The organism is uncultured Cohaesibacter sp., from assembly GCF_963556055.3.
GTDB lineage: Bacteria > Pseudomonadota > Alphaproteobacteria > Rhizobiales > Cohaesibacteraceae > Cohaesibacter.
On the sequence record NZ_CAUVYE020000013.1, the window covers coordinates 366,552 to 390,578 of the forward strand.

Sequence of the window (24,027 nt, forward strand, 5' to 3'; positions counted from 1 at the left end):
AAATACCGAAAAATGCGCCGACAACTCCCCGGCTGGCGTCTGGTATGGGTCTATTTACCCTCGGCTTGTTCGCGAATTTGCCTTTATTGCGCGAACGGCTTGATTTTCTGCACTGCGCGATCCTAAGTTGCTGCATCTGGACCAGAGCTCGTTGATTCAGCGTCTCGACTTCAAGAAACTCGAAATGAGAGTTAAGCGATTGTCTGAAAAATCGAATCCACTTGCGAAAAATGCCGCAGTCCCGCTTTATGAACAGCTCAAATTTGCGCTCAAGGAGATGATTGCGACCTGTGCCCTGGGCCCGGGTGATGCAATCCCCACAGAGTCCGAATTGTGCAAACAGTATGACGTGAGCAGGATCACCGTCCGCCGTGCCATCACGGAACTTGAAGCAGAAGGCATTCTTGAAAAGAGACACGGAAAGGGCACCTTTGTAACCCTGCCCAAGATGGAGACGAGCCTTCTGCATCTTGGCGGATTTTCCGAAAGCTTCGCGTTCCGCCGCTATCATGTCGAGAAGACAATTCTTGAAATGAATGAAGAAGAAGCCGACGAGGATTTGAGCGATCAGCTGGCCATCGACATTGGCGCCCGGCTTATGCATATCAGTCGGCTGATCTCGGCCGACAGCACACCGATCACGATTGAAAGCTCGTATTTTTCGCTTGATATGTTTCCTGGCCTGATGTGCGAAATCCATGATGACACATCGCTCTACAATTTGTTGCAGACCAAATATGGTCGCAAGGTGGAACATGCCAAGCGCGTCATCAATTGCCGTGTGGCAACGCCAAGGGAATGCGAGATCTTTCGGTGCAACAGTGGCGATATCATGTTCGAAGTTGAAAAGACCGTATATGGCGAGGACCGCTCCGCGCCCTTGCAATATTCAAAATTGCTGACACCGAGCGCCCGGATGAATCTGGTCATTGAAATCTGATTTTCAAAAAGACCGGCCAACGGACCAACCAGTGCGCTTTTTCGTGACGTGCGCCCGATCCTCCTTGCCAGCTTTGTGAAAGGTCTCATTTTTCACCCCGTCGAATGGTTGCCAGGCTTCAAACAGATGCGACAGGCATCCACGCCCGCCGCATCAATGAATGTTGAGTTGCAAAAAAAGGGGATCTCCGGCCAGGACCAGAGATCCCGAGGCTGCTGCTTAAAACGAGTAGCTGTAAACTTCTTTTGCATAATCCCGAGTGATGCGATCTTCTGCGAGATCGCGCTCGACCGCTTCTCTGGTCCGCTTGGTCGGGTCGCCATAGCCGCCACCACCCGGTGTCACGATTTCCACGATCTGGCCCGGTTTGAGATCGGCCATGCCTTTGAACTCCGTGCGACCGTCGCCGAAATCGAGATGGGTCATCTCGCCCGGCTTGCCACCTTCCAGTCCCCAGGCACATGAGCTGACACGGGAGGCTTCGACCGAGAAACGGCAGGGCTGTTCGACGCGATAAACACGCCGAATGCCCATGCCGCCTCGGTACTGCCCACCACCGGCAGAGCCATCAACAAGTTCATAACGCATCAGGGTAAGCGGATATTCCAGTTCCAGCGCTTCAACCGGCAGGTTTGAGGTATTGGTCAAATGTACCTGAATACCGGAAAGGCCATCCTTGGTCGGACGCGCTCCGCCACCACCGCCAATGGTTTCGAGATAAACCCAGATAGAGCCATCTTCGCGCTGACCGTTGAAAATGGCACCCGTACAACAGCCATTGCCGGCTGCGGGCACCTTGCTCGGAATAGCCTTTGCAAGTGCCCCTTCGATGATATCGGCAACCCGCTGACAGGCAGCAATACGCCCCTCAACAGCGGCAGGGTGTTTGCAATTGAGGATCGAGCCTTCCGGTGCGGTGACCGTCAGTGGGCGGGCAAGACCCGCATTGGGAAGGATCGTCGGATCAACAACTGCCTTGACAGCGTAATAGCAAGACGCCAGCAGTGAGGTATAGATCATGTTAAGGCCACTACGCACCTGCGGCGGTCCATCAAAGGCAAGCGTCATCTCGTCTCCGGCGACTGTAATGTCGACAGAGAATTCCATGCGTTCCTTCCACTGGTTACTGTCAAAGATGTCCGAGAAAGAATAGGTTCCATCCGGGATTGCGGCGATGCCCGCACGCATCTTCCGCTCGGCATAATCCTGAAGTTGTTCGCCAGCCGCCAGCACCTTGTCCACGCCATATTTGGAGCAAAGATCCTGCATCCGCTGAACGCAAAGGCGGTTGGCCGACATCTGGGCTCGTAAGTCCGACACACGCTCATGAGGGACCTGACAGTTGAGCAGGAACAGATTCTGAATATCCTGCTGCAACTCTCCTGCCTGATAGAGGCGAATCGGCGGGATGCGTATCCCTTCCTGATAGATATGTTCGTGACCAAGATCGGCAAAATCGGAATGGTGGGCAGTGTTCACGGCCCATGCGATCAGTTTGCCATCGACAAAGATAGGCTCCGCCATGACGATATCGGGCAGATGGGTCGCACCGCCTTCATAGGCATCATTGCCGATAAATACGTCACCGGGCTTGATGTCTTCAAGGGCAAACCGTTTCATGATGTTTGGCAGAATGCCGATAAAACTGCCAAGATGCATCGGAATATGCTCCGCCTGACAAAGCGTATTGCCCTTGTTGTCAAACAATGCGGTAGAACAGTCACGACGCTCCTTGATGTTGGTTGAGTAGGAAGCCCTGACGAGGGCTTCTCCCATCTCTTCAACGATGGATGAAAGCGCTGAACCGATGACTTCTACGGTAATGGGATCGATCGTCGTCATTGGGAGATCTCCACAATTAGATTGAGATAGGCATCCACGGAAGCCGTCATGCCGGGCAGGATGACGCTGGTCGTGTCCATCTGCTCGATGATTGCTGGGCCTGCGATCTGATTGCCATGTTTGAGGCCCTTGCGGTCATAGACCGGGCAGGAGACGAAATCGCCCAACTCCTTGAGCCAGACATCCCTTTGATCGATCTTGGCTGCGTCTGCCGATGCACCTTCCTTCGGATAGGACTGAAGTTGAGCCTTCTTGACCTCACCGATTGCTTCCAGACGCAAGGTGACGAGCTGGATCTTTTCGCCCTTGGCGACAAAGCCGAAGCGTTGTTTGTGGACAGCTTCAAAACCTTCTTCGAGCTTCTTGAAGGTATCCAGCGTAACAGGTCCTGCGGGGACTGATACTGACAGCTCGTAATTCTGACCGGCATAGCGCATGTCAACAGTTCGAACCTCCTTGCGGCGGTCCTCTGCAATATTGTCACTGGTGAACCAGTCAAGCGCCTGAAGGGACAATTCCGAGAACCCCGCCTCGACGGCGTCCAGCGAGTCGGCCGTCAGTTCTGCAAGACGGGATATCGCAAAATCGGCGCGAAGATCGGTGAGCAGCAATCCAAGGGCACAAAGAGCACCCGGTGTGAGCGGAATGATCATGCGGGAAATGTCGAGTTCCTTGGCAAGGCGGGCTGCGTGAAGCGGACCGGCGCCACCAAAGGCCATCAGGGTATAGTCGCGCGGGTCATGGCCACGCTGCACGGAAATCACGCGAATGGCCTTGGCCATATTGGCCGTCACGACCTGCAAGATGCCATCTGCGGTTTCCATGACGCCAAGACCAAGCTGATCGGCAAGCTTTTGAACCGCTTCCAGAGCCAGATCACGGCGAACCTTCATGCGGCCGCCCAGAATCTCGACCGGGTTGAGCGTCTGCAACACGATGTTGGCATCGGTCACGGTCGGCTCTTCGTTGCCGTTGCCATAACAGACAGGACCCGGATAGGCCCCCGCCGAACGCGGCCCCACCTTGAGCAACCCGCCTGTATCGACATGAGCGATCGAGCCGCCGCCTGCTCCCACCGTATGGATGTCAAGCATCGGAGCCTTGATCGGATAGCCGTGAACATCGGCCTCACCAGTGAGATTGCAAATGCCGTTCTGCAACAGGGCAACGTCAGAGGACGTGCCGCCAACATCAAAGGTGATGATGTTCGGAAAACCGGCCATTTTGCCGATTTCCTGCGCTGCGACAACGCCGGTGGAGGGGCCGGAAAGCACGGTACGCACCGGCAGATTGGCTGCCGCATCAAACCCGATCACCCCACCATTGGATTGCGTCAACTGCGGTGCAACCTTGAGACCGATTTCATAAAGGCGAGCACGAAGCCGCTCGATATAGCGCTTCATGACAGGGCCAAGATAGGCATTGACCACGGTGGTAGACAGGCGCTCGAATTCACGGAATTCCGGAGCCACCTCATGGCTTGTGGAGACGAAAACCTCCGGCAGCATCTCCGCGACCACCTTTTTGGCCAGCTCTTCATGCTCGGTATTGAGAAAGCCATAAAGGAAACAGATGGCGACGGACTTGACATCCTGCTCGCCGAGCAACTGAACTTCCCTTTTGAGTGCTTCAACATCAAGAGGCAGATCGACAGTCCCGTCTGACTTGAGACGCTCGGGAACCTGGCGGCGCAAATCACGGGTTACAAGCTGCTCAGGCTTGTCGACATCCATGTCATAAAGGCTCGGACGCTTCTGACGCCCCAGTTCGAGCAAGTCACGGAAACCATCAGAAATGAGAAGACCGGTCTTGACGCCGCGCAGCTCAATAAGCGCATTTGTGGCAACAGTCGTACCATGTCCCAGAAAACCCAGCTCACCGGCCGTTGTATCAACCTGTTCCAACCCTTCGACAACGCCTTGCGTGATAGCGCGCGACGGATCGTCGGGAGAAGACGACACTTTCCAGATTTCCAAACGTCCGGTTTCTTCTTCAAACAAGCAGATGTCGGTGAAAGTTCCACCAGAATCCACTCCAATTCTCCAAGCCATTATTTTCTCTTTCTTAATTGGGACTAAGCTGACATTTGCAGCTTCGGTGATTGAGTTTTTCCAAACCGATCGAAGCGAAATGGTGTCGGGTCCACCGTAGGTTTCACTCCCCTCACGATTTGAGAAATGAGTTCACCCGCTCCTGGACCAATACCAAAGCCATGCCCGGAAAAACCGGAGGCGATATGAAGACCGGGGATTTGTTCGATTGGGCCGATAGCTGGCACCGCATCGGGTGTTGTATCGATAATACCCGCCCAATTATGGGTGATGCGGGCCGATGCAAACTTCGGAAAAGCAACGCGCAGGGTCTCAAGCGCTCTGAGATTGTAGGGCATATGGGGATCAGGATCGAGAATGCGCACCTTCTCAAACGGGCTTTCTTCAGAAAACGACCAGGATCGCGGAACCTTCAACTCTGAGAAAAACATTTTTGTGAAGCGCAGATTCAATTCGCGCCAGGTCTTTGCCAGCGCAGGCAGATAATCGAAGAAAAGACGGAAATGATCCGGGGTCAAAGGGGCGATATTGTAGTTGCGCAAGGCAACATAATAGCCACCCTCAGTGGTCTCGCGAAAGGCAAAGTCGCCGCCACCGACGGGCATCGTCGGCACATCGATCACATTCTCTACCCGCGCCGCTGTACCAAGCACCTTGAGTTGGGGGAAATTGAGACCAAGATTACCAAGGAACAACCGGCTCCACGCACCTGCCGACACGATGGCTGCCGAGGTCTTGATCGCGCCATGTTCGGTGACAATTGCCGAAAGCTTGCCAGCGGTTGTTTCAATGCCGCGCACTGCACAATTCTCGAGAAAAGTTGCCCCGAATTTTTGCGCCGCGCGAGCAATTGCGGGGGCTGCCTTTCCAGGCTCCGCCCGACCATCACCCGCAGTATATAATCCCATCCGGAAGCGGGGGGCAATTCCGGGCAGCAAACGGTCCAATTCACTGGCGCTCACCACCCGACTGTCGAGATCGGCCGCCTGCCCTATCTTGCTCCAGTTTGTCAACTCCCGCTCCTCGACGCGGGTTCTGGCGACATAAGTGATACCGGTCTCACAAAAGCCCGTAAAAATGCCGTATCGGGCGTCCAATTGACGCCACAGGCGAAGCGATTGCATCGTCAGAGGCAACTCTGCCTCGTCGCGCCCCATCTGGCGAACCCAGCCCCAGTTTCGACTGGATTGCTCAGCGCCAACCAATCCCTTCTCACAAACAACGACCTTGAGACCCGCCTCGGCCAGGTTGAGAGCCGCTGACACACCTGCAATCCCGGCGCCGATAACGACGACATCAGCGCTTTCCGGTTGGATTTCATCGGCAACTATGCGTTCAAGTAGGGGGACAGGCATCATCAACTCCTCTCTAGAGCGTGTCTTCCAGGCGACAATTGACGAGCATCTCGGCCATTGCAGCATTGTTTGGAAGCTCGATCGCGGTCTTGACAAGGTGAGCAATGGTTTCGGGCTGCGTCATCTCTTCAGGCGTGACTTTTGAGGTGTAAGCGCTCATTTCTGTCTTCACGAAACTGGGACAAAGAGCGGTCACCCTTATCCCCTGATCCCATGTGACATGTCTGGTCGTATGGGTCAGCCCCATCGCTGCAAATTTGGAAATGTTGTATCCGACATGTTCGTTGCGCACCCGCTTGCCGGACATGGAAACGATATTGACAATCCGCCCGTGACCGGTCTTTGCCAGATGAGGCAGACATAAACGCGTCAGGCGCAGCGGCGCCTTGACATTCACTTCCAGCAATTCATCAAGAGCATCTTCATCATCATCCAGTAAACCGAGACGATTTCCATTGCCCGCATTGTTCACGAGCGCATCAATTCGGCCGAAATGTTCGACGGCAGATTGCACCCACTCCTTGGCACTATTTCTATCATATGCATCAAATCTACCAAAATGCATCGTAGAACTCTGCGCCCCATGCTCCTTTTCGAGCATCGAAATATCACGCGCACCAAGAGACAAATAGTAACCATGGCGACGAAGATAGCGCGCAACTTCCGCTCCTATCCCACGATTTGCGCCACTAATTAGAGCAACTTTGGTATTTTCGCGCTGACCGATCATGATTGCGCCCCGTGATAGAATTGAGTTTCAGTGATAGGATATATCTAGAAATTATGATCAGTAAACCAAAATTCGTTCAATTTCTATCGTAACCCACCACGAAAACGTGCAAACACTGCGTAATATTTGAGCAGTAGGGATGTTTTTTTAGCAATTAGTCGATTTTTGATACCGGTGTCAATTCTGCATCTTGACAATATTTGAAATTTTATGGCTGCATGTGGGAGAAATGGGGACACACCTTTCATTTCGCTCTTAAAGAGCCGGAAGCGGAACCACTGGATCGAATGCCGACTGGAGGATAAAATGACGATTTCAAGACGCGACCTTCTAAAATATTCAACCATTCTTGGCGCAGCCACCCTGGTTGGAACACCCGCCTTTTCTGCCGGTGTAAAATGGGACCTGGCTGACGAATATGGCAGCCAGTCCCTGACTGGTCAGGCCTGCAAATTCTTTATCGATGAATTGAAAAAGAAAGTCGGAGATGCCCTGCAAATCACCTATCAGGGTGGCGGAGCACTCGGCTACAAGTCTGCCGACCATTTTGACGCCGTAGAAGATGGGGCCGTTCAGATTGCGATCACCCTGATGACGCAGCTGGGTGGCATCGACCCGCTCTTCAATCTGACGTCCCTTCCCTTCATGGCGCGTTCTCCTGAAGAAGCCATGTTGCTCTGGAAAACAGCGAAACCTGAATATTCGAAAATCTTCGAAGACCATGACATGAAGCTGCTCTGGGCAATGCCAAACGCTCCATCAGGCATTCATGCCAAAATGCCGATCACCTCTGTTGACGCCATCAAGGGCCTGCGCATCCGCACCTATGACGTGAACGGCACCCAGACTTTGGTGAATGCCGGTGCATCTCCGCTTCAGATTGCCTGGGGTGACCTCATCCCTCAGCTTTCCACCGGCGGCATTGACGCAGTCCTGACATCTGCCGATGGCGGCATGCAGCTTTCTATCTGGGACTATGTCTCCGACTTCACCGAAATCAACTATGCAATGGGTCTGTTTGTCTGCCATGTCAACAAACCGGCCTATGACGCGCTGCCTGCCGATGTTCAGACCGCAATCATGGATATCTGTGACGCATGTGACGCCTTCGCATGGAAAATTGTCGTGGATTCCATCGAGAAATCCTACAAGGTCATGAGCGAACACGGCATGACCATCACGCATGATGAAGATGTACCCAATGAAGTCTTTGACCTGCTTCAGGGTGCTGGCAAGAAAGTCCGCGACGAATGGCTTGAACAGGCAGGCGAGAAAGGCAAAACGGTTCTCGACGCCTTCGAAGCCCAGAAATCTAGCTAAGTTGTTACCCGGTGCCCGACATTGTCGGGTGCCGGGCCTGTTTAAGGTCACCAATAAATGTCCACCAACACAGCATTTGACTCATCGGACGAAGAGATGTCTTCCGCAGAGTCACCCTTCAAATTCCCGCCTCATCCAGATGATCCGGCCTGGCTGGCTGTACTGAGCCGCGTGTCCAGCAGCCTGAATTTGTTTTGCGCCCTGATCTCGGCCGTCATTGTTTCTCTCATGACGCTGTTGATCATTGTTGAGATATGCCTGCGCTTTTTCTCTCTCTCCACCTTTATGGCTGACACGCTGGTTGGATATGGGGTTGCGGCAACGACATTTCTCTCGGCCGCCTGGGCATTGGAACATGGTGCGATGATCCGCGTCACAGCCCTGACCAATGTTCTGCCGTCTGCTTTTCAATGGCTGGCGGAAATGTTCTGCCTGGTTGCGACCGAAGCCATTTTTGTCTTTCTGATCAACTATCAATGGCACTCCGTCTATAAATTCTGGGTCCGCGGCACCGTTGGTCAGCACTATATCAAGATCCCGCTCTGGATACCTGAAAGCTTCTTCCTCATCGGCCTGACACTGCTGGGCCTACAGGTGCTTGTAAGACTGCTTCGCGTTCTTGCTGTTGGGCACAAATCTGAAGGGTCGCTCAAGATCTGAGCGATGAAAGGGTAAAAAAATGTCTGTTGCTCTGGCTTCAGTTCTGCTTTTGGCGCTTCTGGCCCTGTTCCTGGGCCTGGGAAACTGGATCTTCGCCGGTCTCCTGCTTTCAGGTGCCGGTGCCATGTGGCTCATCCTCGATTTCCCCTGGGTTCGGATCGGAGCGATTGCCACAAAAGTCATCTCTTCTTCCGCCGTTTCTTGGGAACTGGCAGCCATCCCGATTTTCATCTGGATGGGAGACATCATCTTCCGAACCGATATCTCCGAGCGCCTGTTCCGTGGCCTCGCTCCAATCGTTGCCAAAATTCCGGGTGGCCTTTTGCACACGAACGTCTTTGGCTGCACCCTTTTTGCCGCAATCTCCGGCTCCTCGACAGCAACAACAGCGACCGTGGGCAAGATCACCGTACCGGAGCTCAAGAAGCGCGACTACAGCATGTCCCTCGCAGCGGGCTCGCTTGCCGGTGCAGGCAGTTTCGGGCTATTGATCCCTCCATCCATTGCGATGATCATCTACGGGGTTCTCGCCGAGGTTTCCATTGCCAAGCTCTTTATTGCCGGTATTCTTCCCGGCATCATGATGGCGGCCCTCTATTCGGGATATATCGCGATCATGTCCATTGCCTTCCCGAACATGGCTCCCAGATATGACGGAGACATTTCCCTGCGTGCCATCTTGAAGGGACTGGGAGAGCTGGTCCCCATTGGAGCCCTGATGTTCGTGGTTCTGGGCTCGATCTACTCAGGGCTGGCAACCCCATCCGAAGCGGCCGCCGTTGGTGTTTTCTGCGCCATCGTCATCACGATCCTGACCCGGCAGTTCAGTGTCAAGCTGCTGGTTGAAAGCCTGATGAACACGCTCAGAATCTCCTCGATGATCTGCATGCTGATCGCGTCATCAGCATTTCTGTCAGCTGCAATTGCCTATATGCACCTGCCAACCATGATCACGGAAATGATTGCCAACCTCAATCTGCCACCATATGGCGTTCTGCTAATCCTGGCGGTTCTCTATATCGTGCTTGGCATGTTCCTGGACGGCACATCCATGACCGTGATGACGGTTCCGATCGCCGTTCCCCTGATCATTCAAGCAGGGTATGAACCCCTCTGGTTTGGCATCTATCTCGTTATCATGATCGAGATGAGCACCATCACGCCTCCAGTTGGTTTGAATCTGTATATCCTTCAGGCGCTGACAGAGCGAAGTCTGGGAGCCACAATTCTGGCGGCAGCCCCCTTCTTCCTGTTGCTTTGCATCGGAACGGCCTTGCTGGCGGCATTCCCTCAGATCGTTCTCTGGCTTCCATCAGCTTTATAGTCGGATCGGGCATGTACCAAATGCAATCATCCATTTCCGATTGCCAATTTTGAAAATAGATTCGAGTCAGGGTTGTTTAGCGGTAACTTCCAGGTAATCTACCACTATCAGTCCTGACTCGTCCGCAATAACTGGAGTTTATCTTGGTGGAAGCACCTGTATCCCAAGCAGAAGAGCTGTTACCTGCTGAGCGACGCCAACAACTGATTCAGTGGTTTCAAACCAATGTCTCCGGCACGAACCAGGAGCTGGCACGCAGGTTCAACATCTCGGTTTCAACCGTGAGACGAGATCTGGACTCGCTAGCTGCCGAGGGTATCGTCCGCCGAACCCATGGTGGCGCTGTCTGTATTCGCTCACGGACGAATTTCGAACCCTCGACTGACCTCGCTCGCCGCACTGCGGTTGAAGAAAAAAATTCAATCGTGAGGCACACATTGCAGATGATCGAGCCCAAGCAGAGCATCATCATCGATTCAGGCGCTGTCATCGCCCATATCCTGGCCGAAGAACTCGCCGCCAAGACCATCCCGCTCACCGTCATTACCAATGACCTGTTTGTGGCAACAACACTGGCCTACAAGGAGCATATCAAGCTGATTGTTCCGGGAGGCTCCTGTCGTTTCGGATCATTTGGGCTTCTGGGGCAACCCGGACTCGATTTTCTGGTCGACATTCGGTGCGATTGCTTCTTCATGTCGGCTCAGGCACTCGACATGGAATGTGCATCCGAGACATTGCTCGATGTCATGCTCATGAAACGGGCCATGATCGAGGCGGCAGAGCGAACAATCCTGATGCTCGACAGCAGTCGCTTCTTTGACCGGGCTCTTTATCGAACGGTGCCAATCGAAACATTTGACACCATCATCACCGATGAAGGCCTGAGCGAAGAGGCAATCGAGAAAATCCGTTTGCGTGGTATTAATCTCGAAATCGCAAGATTTTGAAACCGGACAACAAGACAAGATCAGCCCCTCCCCCCTTGCTGTGACATGACATCTCGAAGCTCGGCGGCCCAGTTGACATGAACTCTCCCTTCACCCGAAATTGGCGGCTCTTGCACATGCCCCTTTCCATCAGGTGTCGGGACTGTTCCGCTGGAAAGCATTTCAGATAGACTTAAGGCAAATGCCCCTAAAAGGTGGAGAAGGAAATTATTTTCCATATAGCTGAAAAATGCCTGTTTTTCGATATTGACACCGGTCTCAATAGCAGATTATCTACGAGTCATCATAGTATGTCATAGAGGATCTCAATATGAATGAACAAGTCAAAGCCTACGGATTGGAGGAAGCTATCGCCGCGGTAGCTGCGCATGGCTCCATTACCGAAATCTACTTTGTTGCATGTGGTGGATCCTACGCCCTCTTGCAGGAAGGGCAGTATGTCGTGGACCGGGAAGCGAAATCCATCGCTTCGTTTGGTTACAGCTCTGCGGAGTTTCTGGCCCGCACGCCAGCACGCCTTGGCAAGAACTCGCTGGTTATCACATGTTCCCATTCGGGCAACACACCTGAAACCGTGGCCGCCACATCCTATGCCCGCAAGGCTGGCGCACTGACGATCTCACTGACCAATCTGGCCGGCTCACCACTTGATGAGGCGACCGAAAACACGGTCTTTTATGAATGGGATCCGGTAGCCGTCACCGATAAGCACAATTCCGTCATGCTGTTGCTACTGGTCCTGGGCATTCTGCAAAAACTCGAAGGCAACGACAAGATCGAGCTTGTGAAAAAGGCTGTCCCGGCGCTGCACGAAATGGGAGAAACCCTGAAACAGAAATACGCAGCAGCAGCCGCCGAATTCGGAGAATCCCATAAACGCGAGCCGGTCATTTACACGATGGCTTCAGGCGCCAACCATTCAACAGCCTATGCTTTTGCCATTTGCCTCTTGCAGGAAATGCAATGGGTCCATTCGGCCTGCATCCATTCAGGCGAATATTTCCATGGCCCGTTTGAGATCACTGATTTCGACACGCCGATCATCATTCTCAAAGGCCTCGGGAACGCTCGGAAAATGGACGAAAGAGCCCTCGCCTTTGCAGAGAAATATTCCAAGCGCCTGTCCGTTCTCGATGCCGAGGACTTCGGTCTTGAAGCCGTAGCGGGAGAAGCAGCCGAATATATCACACCAATCATGTTCAATCTGGTTCTACGCCTGTATGCCATCGAACTTGGCGACAGGCGAGGCCATCCGTTGACCGTTCGCCGCTATATGTGGCGCATGGAATACTGATCACTCTAGGGCGGGGGCACCCCCTCTGGCTCCTGCCCACCCCTATCTTCTCACAGCCTTCAGAAAAGGCGAAGCATGTGCAGTTCTGACCCTTTTCGCAAAGTACGTGGTTCACTAGAATACCAACTACATAACAAGAATTGAAAGCCCACTAAATGACCCTCTCCAAGAACAAGGCATCCCTGCTCGGCATCGGCGACAATGTTGTCGATTTCTACAAAGACAGAAGCGAGTTTTTCCCTGGTGGGAATGCTCTCAATGTTGCTGTTCTGGCCAAACGGTTTGGCCTCGAGAAAGCCGGCTATATCGGCCTTGTTGGCAATGATATCGAAGGTGAGCACGTTCTGAACAGTCTCAGGGCCGAAGGAATCTGGATTGATCGCATGCGTCAGGCATGTGGCGAAAATGGCAAGGCAGTCGTGCATCTCGATGAAAAGGGAGATCGTGTCTTCCTTGGCTCCAACAAGGGTGGCATCCAACGCCAACTGATCCTTCGCATGGAAGAAGACGATCTGAAAGCCATTGAAGACTACGGCTGTGTTCACAGTTCGGTTTTCAGCTATCTGGAAAATGAACTGCCCAAAATTCGCGAACGCGCCAACGCCGTGTCGTTTGACTTCTCTTCGAACCTCGACATGACCTACATCAAGCGCGTTGCTCCCTATATCACGATGGCCTTTTTCTCAGGCTCTTCGCTGGATGAAAAAGGAGTCGACGACCTGATTGCAGGCGTTGCCGCATTGGGCGTCGAAACGATTGGCATCACCCGCGGGTCTGATGGTGCCTACTGGCAGGTAGGCGGACAACGCTATCGCCAGGGCATCAAAGCAGTGGAGGTAACCGACACGCTTGGTGCCGGAGACTCCTTCATCGCCGCCTATATCAGCGGCGTTCTCTTGGGACATTCGGTAGAACAAGCCCTGGATGAAGCAGCAAGCTTTGCAGCAGATACCTGCACACGCTTTGGTGCCTTCGGGCACCCTTACAAAGTCTCGTAAAAACCGGTGGGAAGCCATCCCGATCTTGCGATCAGGCATGCATGACAGGCTTCACGGGAAAACAGGATCTAAGGGCGACGACCACACGTCGCCCTTCGTCATTTTGGAGACGTAACCGACTGTCTGTTTATGACTTTCATCTTCATGACATGATGCAGCGCAGGCTCGGCACTGCCTTCAATTCTCTTGATCAGCTGCTCGGCACTCCAGCGCCCCATTTCAGAAACCGGCTGATCGATCACAGTGACCGTAGGCCTCGTCACCTCTGTCCAGTCGGCATTGTGAAAGGCGATGAGAGACAACGCATCGGGCATTTCGATATCCCGCTTCTGAGCCTGTTTGAAGATTTCCAACGCAACAATGCTGTCCGATGCGAGAATTGCCGTTGGTCTCTCCGGCTGGTCCAGCAACTTGCTGATCGAAGCGCCCAAACCAAGATCGGGATCTGAGTTCAAAACGACAAGACTGTTTTCTTCTGCAATTCCCGCCTCCTTACAAGCCGACAGGAACCCATCAATACGACGACCGACCGAGGAAGTCGGAATTCGCCATTTGCCATTGTCCTCCCGGCCTCCTTCGATCGTTGCTGTCACGAAAGCCAGTCGCCGATGGCCAGCCGCAATGAACGCCTCTGTCGCGTTGCGCGCAGCATCAGCATCATCACTGATAACCGTATCAACATCCATGGAAGGGATTTCGCGGTCGAACAGAACAACAGCACAATTGAGTGTCTTGAGATTTTCCAGATGTGCCGTTTCATATCGATTGGCCGGAGCGACGATCAAACCATCCACCTGTTTGCCAACAAGAACATTCACAGCATCCCGTTCCACATCGAAATTTTCGTCAGAATTGGCAAGGATGACATTGAACCCGTTGGCATTCAAAACATCGGTAATGCTTCTCACTGCGATCCCGAAAAACGAGTTCTCGATATCGCCAACAACGACTCCGATGGTCTTCGACTTACCCGTCGTCATCGATCGTGCAAGCTCATTTGCCCTATATTTCAATGCCTTTGCGGATGCATGAACACGCTCGCGTACCTTTTCGCTCGTCACGCCATAACCTCCAAGCACGCGAGCGGCGGTGGACTTGGAAACATTCGCGTGCCGTGCAACGTCGGCCACGGTAACGGATGAGGACTGAAGATTCGTTTTTTTCATAAGTTAAATGCCTACAGACGAGTTGACGTACAGTCAAGTTCGTCATAATCTTTCAATGAGACCGGTCTCAAAATAAAGATCGGCCTAAAAATGCAAAACTCGCAACACTTTTCGACTTTGCCGGTTCCCCGCTTAACCTCCAGGTTCCCGACAAAGTTTTCACGGAGAACAGCATGAAGCTCGTCAATCTATTCGATAAAATTAGCCGCCGTTCATGCCTGACTTTGATGTCTGGTCTGGTTGTTTCCTTTCTTGCAGCTCCTGCCAATGCAGCTGATGATAATCCATACGGTTTTATAGATCCATCTTCTATCATGGTTGGCACCATGTCGGACGCCAAACCATATGCATTTGTCACCGCAGATGGAACCTTCTCAGGCTTTGATGTGGAATTTTTCCAAGACATTGCCAAACGCCTGGGATTTGAAAAAGATCAGGTGACCTTTGTTGGCCAGGACTTTGCAGCTCTTATCCCCTCTGTTGCCAATGGTCGCTTTGACGTGGCAGTCGGCGCAATCGGCACCACCGCAAAACGCAAGAAAGTTGCAGATTTCACAGATGGCTATCTTGCCGGTTTCCTCTCTGTCCTCAGTGCAGACGAAACACTGACCACCATCGAAAGCCTCAAAGACAAACGCCTCGGCATTGTTCAGGGTACCCTTCAGGACGATTATGCCCAGAAACACTTCCCTGACGCTCAGTTGGTTCGCTTCCCGGACAACAACAGCGCTGTCGCCGCTCTGAACAACGGCATGGTCGACGCTCACTTCCTCGACTATGAAGCAGCAAAGCAGTTCGGCGTTAACTTCCCGAGCCTGAAAGTCATGCAGAACTTCGCTTCATTCGACGCACCGGCTGGTTTTGTCGTGCGCAAGGGCAATGAAAAACTTCTCAACGCCCTGAACGAGAAAATTCACGAAGCCATGCAGGACGGCACATGGAAAGAACTGCATACGAAATGGTTCCCCGGCAGCCCAATGCCTGAACAGTATCTGCCGAAAAACTGATACTCAGGCATCAACATAACCAGCTTACCGGTACGCACCGGGGGCAGCATGCTGCCCCCGAAAGCGGCAAAACTATGGGAGAAAGTGGCGGTTCCAAAAACACCACACCCGATTGCCTCCCAACCATGGAGCCCAAATCTTCCTCCGATCTATTGAGGCTTTCTCGCCAAACGGTAACAAACGGGATAATTTATAAATGGATTGGTTAGAAACCTTACGGCGTAGCTTTCTGGACTTTGATGCTATGGCCTCCGTTCTCCCCAACATGTTTTACATCGGGTTGAAGAACACACTTATCCTCGCAGCCTTCTCAACATTATTCGGTGTGCTTATTGGCATCGTGCTTGCGGTCATGGGGATTTCCCGCTCACCCTGGCTCAAATTGCCAGCCCGGATCTATACGGATATTTTCCGCGGTCTTCCCGCAACAGTGACAATCCTGCTGATTGGTCAGGGCTTTGCCCGCATCGGTCGGGAGCTGTTTGGTCCCTCTCCCTTCCCGCTCGGGATCGCCGCACTTAGCCTCATTGCAGGGGCTTATATCGGCGAGATTTTTCGCTCTGGCATCCAGAGCGTTGACAAAGGACAGATGGAAGCCTGTCGAGCCCTCTCGATGAGTTACGGTCAGGGCATGCGCCTCATTGTCGTACCGCAAGGCATTCGGCGTATCTTGCCCGCTCTGGTCAACCAGTTCATCGGCAACGTCAAGGATTCGAGCCTTGTCTATTTTCTCGGTCTGCTCACCTATCAGCGCGACCTTTTCCGTGTTGGTCAGGATCAGGCCGTTGTTACGGGCAACCTGTCACCGTTGCTCCTTGCCGGTATCTTCTACCTGATCATCACCGTGCCACTCACCCACTTTGTCAACTATATCGATGATCGCTTGCGGACAGGCAAGATCACGAAGCAGGCTCCGGTATCAGGGCTTGAGGAAGTGTCAGAGCAGGCTGATGTCTCGGATCGCCAAACCACCCGCAAAGAGAATTTCAAAGGCGGCAGCCTGACGATATCCAACATGTTCATGGCTTATGGCGATGTCGAGGTGCTCAAGGATGTTTCCCTTGAATTTCCTTCCGGCTCCGTCACCTGTATCATCGGGCCGTCCGGGTCTGGCAAATCCACATTGCTGCGCGGCCTCAACCGCTTGGTTGAACCCAAGTCCGGTGCGGTCACCCTTGATGGCAGCGATGTGCTGACCATGCACCCAGAGACATTGCGGCGACGCATAGGCATGGTTTTCCAGCAGTTCAACCTGTTCCCGGACCATACTGCCTTGCAGAATGTCAGCTTGGCCCTCAACAAGGTCAAAAAACTGCCTGTCGCTGAAGCCCGTTCTCTGGCTGAAGAGCGCCTTGCCGATGTGGGTCTTGCCTCGCGCATGAACCACCGCCCCGCCAACCTCTCTGGCGGTCAGCAGCAGCGCGTTGCCATCGCTCGCACATTGGCCATGGAGCCGGAGGTTATTCTGTTCGACGAAGTGACAAGTGCACTCGACCCTGAACTGGTCAAGGGCGTTCTCGAACTGATGACCGAGCTTGGCAGACGTGGCATGACAATGATCGTGGTCACCCACGAAATGGGTTTTGCCCGCAAGGTCGCCGATCAGGTCGTGTTCATGGATGAAGGACGTATTGTCGAGGCTGGTACACCGGAGCAAATCTTCGATAATCCGAAAAATGACCGCCTCAAACGCTTCCTTCAGGAAGTCCTTTAGCCACGGGTTTCTCCGTCCGACCATCTTGCCGACAGGTGCGGTCACGGACAGAAATGGCGCAGACAGACGCTAGAAAACAGAGAAAAGCAACCCACCGGTGTTGCTTTTCTTTTTTTGTGCCTCCATCAGGCGCAGTCTCGCCACCTTGGATCAGACCAGCACAGCTGCCATTACCCTCTGCCTGTTGGCACCACGTCAAGCAAAGCGCACTTCACTGCGATCCAGGTACCGGATCTGTTGTCATGCGCTCCCGCCATTTGCGTTCAGGGGGCAAATGCCAGCCCTCAAAATACGCCATCCGGCTTACGTTCTTCTATGTATTTTGCCGCAATATCCGCACAATTTCACAATTGAAACCATTTTGAAAAATGAATTAACTATATGTTTTTAAATAATAAAATGGACCTATCTGTATTATTGTAGGAAAATTGATCCTGAAATTCCTTCTCCTGTAGGAAGACGGAAGTCTAGTCCCCCGATACTATTCAAACAAGCAGTGATCGCTGCTTCTGTTTCGAAAATCAACCAAAGAGGGAACACCTGACCACTCTCGTTCAAGAGAGCGGTAACGCTACCTCTTTGCCAGAGGAGAATGGTATGAAGATTGGGATAAAATCGTTTGGCGTATATGTGCCAAATTACTATTTGTCCCGTGAGACAATTGGCTTGGCGTGGGAGGCAAAAGGATCAAAAGGCAAGAAAAGCATTGCAAACGTGGACGAAGACACGCTCACGATGGCCGTAGAGGCCGCAATGGATTGCTTTCGGTTCGTCAGTCGGGAAGAGATCAGCTCGCTTTACTTTGCTTCTACGACAGCTCCTTACGCAGAAAAGGCACACAGCGCATTGATTTCCGTTGCGTGCGATCTGGAAAACAACTCTGTTTTTACAAGTGACTTTGCAAATAGCACGCGCGCCGGAACAAGCGCCCTGCTTGCTGCTTGTGACGCAGTAAAAGCGGACGAAGCCAAGAACTCACTGGTTGTCGCCTCGGATATGAGAAAATCATATCCGAAATCCCCCGAAGAAATGACACTTGGAGATGCCGCCGCTGCAATGGTTGTCGGCACCGGCGACGTGTTTGCAACAATTGATGGCACATTCTCGTTCAATGATGAGATCGTCGATATCTGGCGTAATGCCGGGGATCAATACATCAGCGTTGGCGAAAGCCGTTTCGTCGTCGACGAAGGCTATCTGCGTGTCATGAAAGCTGCGGTGGCAGGCATTCTGGAAAAATACTCTCTGGAACCAAAGCATATCGCCAAGGTCGTTTTCTCGGGCGCAAACGCACGCAATGTTGCAAAGCTGGCGAAAAAATGCGGTTTCAGCGCCGATCAGATACAGGACACACTTCTGAATTCAGTAGGCGACAGCGGTACAGCGCAGGCATTTCTGGGCATCGTCAGCGCCCTTGAAGCAGCCGAACCTGGCGAGAAAATTCTCCTTGCGGATTATGGCAGTGGTGCAAACACCTTCATTCTGACAGCGACGGAAAATGTCCGCAAGGTTCACAGAGCCGATACGCTGAAGCGCTTTTTGGAGAACCGGAAAGAATTCGGATCCTATGCGCGTTACCTTTCCTTCCGCGAAATTGCACCTGCAAAACCGGGATCTCCGTTCAAGCTTCCTGCGTCATCATCCATGACCTGGCGTGAACAGAAACTCAATCTCCGCCTGCATGGCAGCCGTTGCACAGAATGTGGAGCTGCGATCTTCCCGATCAACAGGGTCTGTCACAAGTGTGGTGCGGTAGACAAATTCGAAGAATTCCGGGCATCCGATCTGGTGACGAAGATCTTCACATTCTCAGTGGATCAGTATGCCGGCCGCAGCGACGATCCGGTCCTGGTACAGACAGTTACCGAGGGCGAAAATGGTGAGCGTTATTATACAATTATGACGGACTTCAACGTCGAAGACGTCCGTATTGGCATGGAGATGGAATTCACATTCCGCAAGATGCACGCCCTCGGTAACTTCCCCAACTATTACTGGAAAGTCAGGCCCCTGCGCAGGGAGAAAAGGACAAAGCTATGATCAAGGATAAACTTGCCATTGTCGGCATGGGCTGCGCAAAGTTTGGCGAGCGCTGGAACTGCGGCATTCCTGACCTGATGATAGAAGCGGCCTACGAAGCCTTCGAAGATGCTGGCATTGGCCCGCAAGACATCGAAATGTGCTTCTTTTCGAACACCAACGCACCGAACAACTGCTCGGGAACACCGGTAGCCGATACCCTCAAGATGCATGGCATTCCCATTGTCCGGAACGAAAATTTCTGCGCATCCGGTCATATCGCACTCATCGAAGCCTGCATGGCGGTTGCCAGTGGTGTTTGCAATGTGGCGATGGCAATCGGCGTTGAAAAGCTCAAGGACACCGGTTTCGGCGGCCTTGGTACGGGGCGTGGGTTGAGCACCGTTCGTGAAGCAAGACGAACAGCTCCGGGATCCTTCGCACTCGGTGCCGCGCAATATTTCGAAAAATACGGCCTCAGCTACGACGAGGGGCGCCGGATGCTTGCAAGCATTGCGGTCAAGAACCACTCCAACGGCATGCTTGCTCCGCGGGCACATTTCCATAAGGAAATCACCATCGACGATTGCCTCAATGCCCCGATCATCGCAACACCGCTGGGACTTTATGACTGTTGCGGCAACAGCGATGGTGCGGCCTGCGCAATCATCACCCGCACCGATATGGCCAAAAGCTTCCGCGATGACCCGATCTATGTGAAAGGGTTCGGCATCTCGACGGATTCCATACTGCCCCACTATCGCCCAGACTTCAGCTGGACCAGCTTTGAAGCCCTGCGTGTTTCCTCGTCCAAGGCCTATGAAATGGCAGGCATCAAGAATCCACGCGAAGAAATCGATCTTGCCGAGGTTCATGATTGCTTCAGCATTACAGAACTTCTCATCTATGAGGATTTCGGCTTCAGCCCTCGCGGCAAGGCGCGTGAAGACATCGAAGCAGGTTTCTTCACTCGTGATGGCGGTCTTCCGGTCAATGTCGACGGTGGCCTCAAATGCTTCGGCCATCCGGTCGGTGCCAGTGGCATCCGCATGACTTACGAGCTCTACAAACAGCTTCAGCACAAGGTCGACAATCCCAAACGCCAGCTCAACGATGTCCATATTGGTTTGTCCCATACCTTCGGCGGCCCTCCTCAGATCAGCGCAGTCATGATTGTGGGCAACGAGAAGTGACATCTCGAATTACTGAAATATCTATAAATAACTAGGAGTTATACCATGACAACTGGCGCATTGGAGGGCCTGAGAGTACTCGACCTCGGCCGTGTGCTGTCAGCTCCATTTTGCACGGCAATGCTGGGCGACATGGGAGCGGACGTCATAAAGATCGAGCAGCCCGGAAGGGGCGACGACAGTCGCGGTTTCATGCCGCGCAAAGACGACATCAGCACCTATTTCATCAACTTCAACCGCAGCAAGCGCGGCATCACCCTGAACCTGAAAACGGGCAAGGACGTGTTCCTCGAACTGGTCAAGAATGTTGACGTGGTGGTTGAGAATTTTCGCCCCGGCGTGATGAAAAAGTTGGGGCTGGATTATGATGAGCTGAAAAAGGTCAATCCCCGCTTGATCTATGCCGCGATCTCTGGTTTCGGCCAGACAGGTCCATATTCCAGCCGAGCCGGTTACGACACGATGGCGCAAGCTATGGCAGGCATCATGAGCGTAACCGGCTTCCCCGGCAGCGAGCCAACCCGATGCGGAGCCTCTGTTGCCGACATCATGGGAGGTCTGCAAGCCGTCATCGGTATTCTTGCAGCGCTTCGCCATCGTGAAAAATCAGGCGAAGGCCAGATGGTTGACGTTGCTCTGGTCGATGTCTCAGTCGTCGGTCTGTCCAGTGTGAACCAGGTTTACCTCACCACCGGTCGTGTTCCTCAGCGCAATGGCAACAGCTACGAGTCATCCGCACCTGGTGGCGGCTACTCCACCAAGGATGGCTATTTCGTCATGAATGGCAGCGCGCCGAAATTCTGGGCAATTCTCTGCAACGCCATGAACAAGCCTGAATTGATCGAAGACGAGCGCTTCAAGACAAATTCACTGCGCGTGACAAACAAGCATGAACTGGATGCCATCATCACGGAATGGACCAAAACCATGACAACAGATGAGCTCATGGATCTCTTGCTCCCGCTCGGCTTTGCGGTAGCACCTGTCATGACGCTCGATAAGGTTGCCGCTGATCCCCACATTGCCGGAGTTCGACACATGTTCGGTGAAGTGGAACACCCGCAAGTCGGGAAAATTCGGGTGACCAATCAGGCAGTTAAGATGTCTGCTACCAATCCCGAAATCAAACGCTCTTCACCTCTTCTTGGAGAGCATAACAAAGAAATTTATCTGGAAGAGTTGGGTTTCAGCGAAGAGCGCTTTGAGGAAATGCAGCGTGAGGAGATTGTCTAAAGAACCTACGTCTTTAGCACTATAAACCAGATAAATATGTTAGACACGTTCTGAAGGGAGATCGGAATGTCAACAACAGTAGAAAGCCAGGCAGGGACTGGCAAGACTGCGACCAAATCATTGGTTCCAACCTATATGACAAGTCAATCATATGCGGTTGTTGCAGTATGCTTCCTGAGCTGGATGTTCGCTACAATCGGCAACGGTGTTTACTCCGTTGCCAGTCCGATGCTGAAAGAAATGTTCAGCATGGACAATGCTACGGCCGGTATGGTTGTCAGCATCTTTTCTCTTGGGGGCTGGGTCAGTACCCTGTTCATCCCCAAAATCGCCGATAAACATGGCAGACGCATTGGTCTGGCCATCTGCATTCTCATCGTCGTGCTGTGTAACGGTAGCTATGCTCTTATCGGAAGCCTTGGCATGCTGTTTGTCGTTCGCTTCTTCGCAAACTGGGGGAACACGTGTATTTGGGCGATCAACGCATCCTACATTTCGGAAATCGTCCCTGCGCCCAAACGGGGATTTGCAACGGGTATCATGCAAAGTGGTACGCCAATTGGTAACTTCACATCGTCCTTCCTGATCGGCTTGCTGGTCGCGGCGGGCTATGCTTGGCAAACCGCATCTTACGTGTTTCCGATTGCGATCATTCTTCTTGTGCCAATCTTCTTTGTCCTCAAGGAAACACCGACCTGGCTGCGCAACAGAAGTGAGCTACAGCGTGCCAAACAGGAAGCGGCACAGAATGCGGAAGCAGCTGCCGCCGTTGGAAAGACACAGAGCTATGGTGAGCTGTTCAAACCGCAATATCGGAAAAATGTGTTGATCGGCATCGCGATGGCAATGGTTTCCGCCATTCTGGCCTGGGGTAACTCGGCATATTTCGTGCTCAGTCTTGCTGACATGGGCTTCGACGCAGCAACCCGAGTGACGATGCACATGACCCTTTGGGGCGTGGCTATCATTGGGTATGCAACATCTGGCATCATCTCGGACAAGATTGGCCGAAAACACGCAATGTTGCTGTTCCGCACGCCAATGGTTATCGCTCTGGGTGTCATGTATTACATGTATGTGTCCCAGAACATCAACGTACCCGTTGTCTATGCAATGCTTGCCATCGCCGGTCTTGGAATGGGCGGTGTTACCATTCAGATCACCTATACCAACGAAATGATGCCATCTCATGTTCGTACCATGGGCACCGGTTTCGCGATCGGTATCGGTCGCATCACGGCCATGATCGGAGTTCCCATGCTCGGCGTTCTCGCCGACTGGACATCTCTGCCATTCGCCTGGTGGATGGCCTCCATCATTGGCTGGCTGATGGTTCCACTGATCTACTTCGGCGCAGAAACGGCAGGCAAGGATATCGACGCCCTTTCCGAACAGGCCTCGTCGTAACGGTCGGCTTCCATGCGAAGCCGGGATCCTCGCCCCGCAGCGACGGATCCGGACACAAGCTCTCTGCCGAACCGGTTATCCCCGCAAAATCGGTTCGGTGAAGTTCAGCAAGATAGTTTTCGTGACGCGACTGCGACTTTCGTGACAGGAATAGATCTCATGAATTGGCGAGCTGACCAGAATACAAACGGGAGTTGAGCAACGAAATTCTACTCACTTGAGTTTAGAATACTCTTATCCCACTGAAGATCTTCTCGAATAGACTGATTTTTGCTTTAGTCAAGCCAATGGATAATAGAATTTCTATTACCAGCATTCAGTTGTACTCGGAAGACTCTCGCCAAATGCGCGTCTACAGGCAAGTAGCCAAAGAAAACATATCGATCAATTAAGGAGAACGCCAGGATGGGCGACATCAACACAAAATTGCAGCAGTTCGAAAAGGTAAAAGAACTGATCAATGGACCGGAAGCGGAGCTTTTCAAAACCCGTTATCTGGCCCGCTATTTCAGCGGCAACATCACTTTCATTATGGGTGATGCCCCCTTCACTCTCAACTTCCACAAGGGAGAAATGGTTTCAGTGGAATTGGGCAAGCCAATCAATGGCATCCATATCGGACTGGGAGGAAGTGACGAGCAATGGACAGACTTCTTCAGGCACAAGAACTTCCAGCTTGCCACCTCCCCCAAGCACAATCCTCTGTGCTTTGAAATTCTGGGAAGCCCGCTTGCTTATCGGCAAAACAACAACACGATGGCCCAGCTGATGCGCGTTATGGCCAAAGTAATGCAGTAGAACCATCACCCTTCAGGAGAGTACAA

19 protein-coding genes are annotated in these 24,027 nt (G+C 52.7%); 14 read left to right on the forward strand and 5 right to left on the reverse strand.

The window, feature by feature from the left end:
- Positions 1 to 199: 199 nt before the first annotated feature.
- Positions 200 to 940, forward strand: coding sequence for a GntR family transcriptional regulator (locus ACHZB8_RS10385; protein ID WP_316860191.1), 741 nt, complete (start codon positions 200 to 202; stop codon positions 938 to 940).
- Positions 941 to 1,159: 219 nt separating this feature from the next.
- On the opposite strand, the gene ACHZB8_RS10390 is transcribed toward ACHZB8_RS10385, so the two are convergent.
- From ACHZB8_RS10390 to ACHZB8_RS10405, 4 genes are read right to left on the reverse strand one after another with little or no spacing between them, the layout of a single operon-like run.
- Entirely contained in the window at positions 1,160 to 2,782 is a 1,623-nt protein-coding gene (locus ACHZB8_RS10390) for a hydantoinase B/oxoprolinase family protein (RefSeq protein ID WP_316860192.1), read from the reverse strand.
- Positions 2,779 to 4,833, reverse strand: coding sequence for a hydantoinase/oxoprolinase family protein (locus ACHZB8_RS10395; protein ID WP_316860193.1), 2,055 nt, complete (start codon positions 4,831 to 4,833; stop codon positions 2,779 to 2,781). Before ACHZB8_RS10395 ends, ACHZB8_RS10390 begins: the two co-directional genes overlap by 4 nt.
- Positions 4,834 to 4,856: 23 nt before the next feature.
- Positions 4,857 to 6,191 (reverse strand): FAD-binding oxidoreductase, encoded by a 1,335-nt coding sequence (locus tag ACHZB8_RS10400; RefSeq protein ID WP_316860194.1) that lies wholly within the window; start codon positions 6,189 to 6,191, stop codon positions 4,857 to 4,859.
- A gap of 10 nt (positions 6,192 to 6,201) precedes the next feature.
- On the reverse strand, positions 6,202 to 6,918 hold the full coding sequence (locus ACHZB8_RS10405) for an SDR family NAD(P)-dependent oxidoreductase (protein ID WP_316860195.1): 717 nt from the start codon (positions 6,916 to 6,918) through the stop codon (positions 6,202 to 6,204).
- A 306-nt stretch (positions 6,919 to 7,224) separates the two neighbouring features.
- Between ACHZB8_RS10405 and ACHZB8_RS10410 the strand changes: the two genes are divergently transcribed.
- The 6 genes from ACHZB8_RS10410 to ACHZB8_RS10435 all read left to right on the forward strand — a co-directional run bounded on the left by ACHZB8_RS10410 (position 7,225) and on the right by ACHZB8_RS10435 (position 13,464).
- A complete protein-coding gene (locus ACHZB8_RS10410; RefSeq protein ID WP_316860196.1) occupies positions 7,225 to 8,238 on the forward strand; it encodes a TRAP transporter substrate-binding protein in 1,014 nt (337 codons plus the stop codon).
- 57 nt (positions 8,239 to 8,295) lie between these two features.
- Positions 8,296 to 8,898: a TRAP transporter small permease gene (locus ACHZB8_RS10415; protein ID WP_316860197.1), complete on the forward strand. Its 603-nt coding sequence runs from the start codon at positions 8,296 to 8,298 to the stop codon at positions 8,896 to 8,898.
- Between the two features lie 19 nt (positions 8,899 to 8,917).
- On the forward strand, positions 8,918 to 10,222 hold the full coding sequence (locus ACHZB8_RS10420) for a TRAP transporter large permease subunit (RefSeq protein ID WP_316860198.1): 1,305 nt from the start codon (positions 8,918 to 8,920) through the stop codon (positions 10,220 to 10,222).
- Positions 10,223 to 10,368: 146 nt separating this feature from the next.
- On the forward strand, positions 10,369 to 11,172 hold the full coding sequence (locus tag ACHZB8_RS10425; protein ID WP_316860749.1) for a DeoR/GlpR family DNA-binding transcription regulator: 804 nt from the start codon (positions 10,369 to 10,371) through the stop codon (positions 11,170 to 11,172).
- 310 nt (positions 11,173 to 11,482) lie between these two features.
- Positions 11,483 to 12,466, forward strand: coding sequence for an SIS domain-containing protein (locus tag ACHZB8_RS10430; RefSeq protein ID WP_316860199.1), 984 nt, complete (start codon positions 11,483 to 11,485; stop codon positions 12,464 to 12,466).
- Positions 12,467 to 12,621: 155 nt separating this feature from the next.
- Positions 12,622 to 13,464 (forward strand): PfkB family carbohydrate kinase, encoded by an 843-nt coding sequence (locus tag ACHZB8_RS10435; protein ID WP_316860200.1) that lies wholly within the window; start codon positions 12,622 to 12,624, stop codon positions 13,462 to 13,464.
- Between the two features lie 98 nt (positions 13,465 to 13,562).
- Here ACHZB8_RS10435 and ACHZB8_RS10440 read toward each other — a convergent pair whose 3' ends face one another.
- Positions 13,563 to 14,630 carry a LacI family DNA-binding transcriptional regulator gene (locus tag ACHZB8_RS10440; protein ID WP_316860201.1) on the reverse strand — a complete coding sequence of 356 codons (1,068 nt, stop codon included), beginning with the start codon at positions 14,628 to 14,630 and terminating at the stop codon, positions 13,563 to 13,565.
- A gap of 227 nt (positions 14,631 to 14,857) precedes the next feature.
- On the opposite strand from ACHZB8_RS10440, the gene ACHZB8_RS10445 reads away from it, so the two are divergent.
- The 7 genes from ACHZB8_RS10445 to ACHZB8_RS10475 all read left to right on the forward strand — a co-directional run bounded on the left by ACHZB8_RS10445 (position 14,858) and on the right by ACHZB8_RS10475 (position 24,001).
- Complete coding sequence (locus ACHZB8_RS10445; RefSeq protein WP_316860750.1) at positions 14,858 to 15,637, forward strand: ABC transporter substrate-binding protein; 780 nt, start codon at positions 14,858 to 14,860, stop codon at positions 15,635 to 15,637.
- A gap of 196 nt (positions 15,638 to 15,833) precedes the next feature.
- Positions 15,834 to 17,351, forward strand: coding sequence for an amino acid ABC transporter permease/ATP-binding protein (locus ACHZB8_RS10450; protein ID WP_316860202.1), 1,518 nt, complete (start codon positions 15,834 to 15,836; stop codon positions 17,349 to 17,351).
- A gap of 597 nt (positions 17,352 to 17,948) precedes the next feature.
- Complete coding sequence (locus ACHZB8_RS10455; RefSeq protein ID WP_316860203.1) at positions 17,949 to 19,391, forward strand: 3-oxoacyl-[acyl-carrier-protein] synthase III C-terminal domain-containing protein; 1,443 nt, start codon at positions 17,949 to 17,951, stop codon at positions 19,389 to 19,391.
- Complete coding sequence (locus ACHZB8_RS10460; RefSeq protein WP_316860204.1) at positions 19,388 to 20,563, forward strand: acetyl-CoA acetyltransferase; 1,176 nt, start codon at positions 19,388 to 19,390, stop codon at positions 20,561 to 20,563. Before ACHZB8_RS10455 ends, ACHZB8_RS10460 begins: the two co-directional genes overlap by 4 nt.
- 45 nt (positions 20,564 to 20,608) lie before the next feature.
- Positions 20,609 to 21,796, forward strand: a complete 1,188-nt coding sequence (locus ACHZB8_RS10465; protein WP_316860205.1) for a CaiB/BaiF CoA-transferase family protein — start codon at positions 20,609 to 20,611, stop codon at positions 21,794 to 21,796.
- Between the two features lie 66 nt (positions 21,797 to 21,862).
- The gene (locus tag ACHZB8_RS10470; protein WP_316860206.1) at positions 21,863 to 23,203 is read left to right on the forward strand and encodes an MFS transporter; all 1,341 of its coding nucleotides are present in this window, start codon (positions 21,863 to 21,865) and stop codon (positions 23,201 to 23,203) included.
- 405 nt (positions 23,204 to 23,608) lie between these two features.
- Entirely contained in the window at positions 23,609 to 24,001 is a 393-nt protein-coding gene (locus ACHZB8_RS10475; protein WP_316860207.1) for a hypothetical protein, read from the forward strand.
- The last annotated feature ends 26 nt before the right edge of the window (positions 24,002 to 24,027 follow it).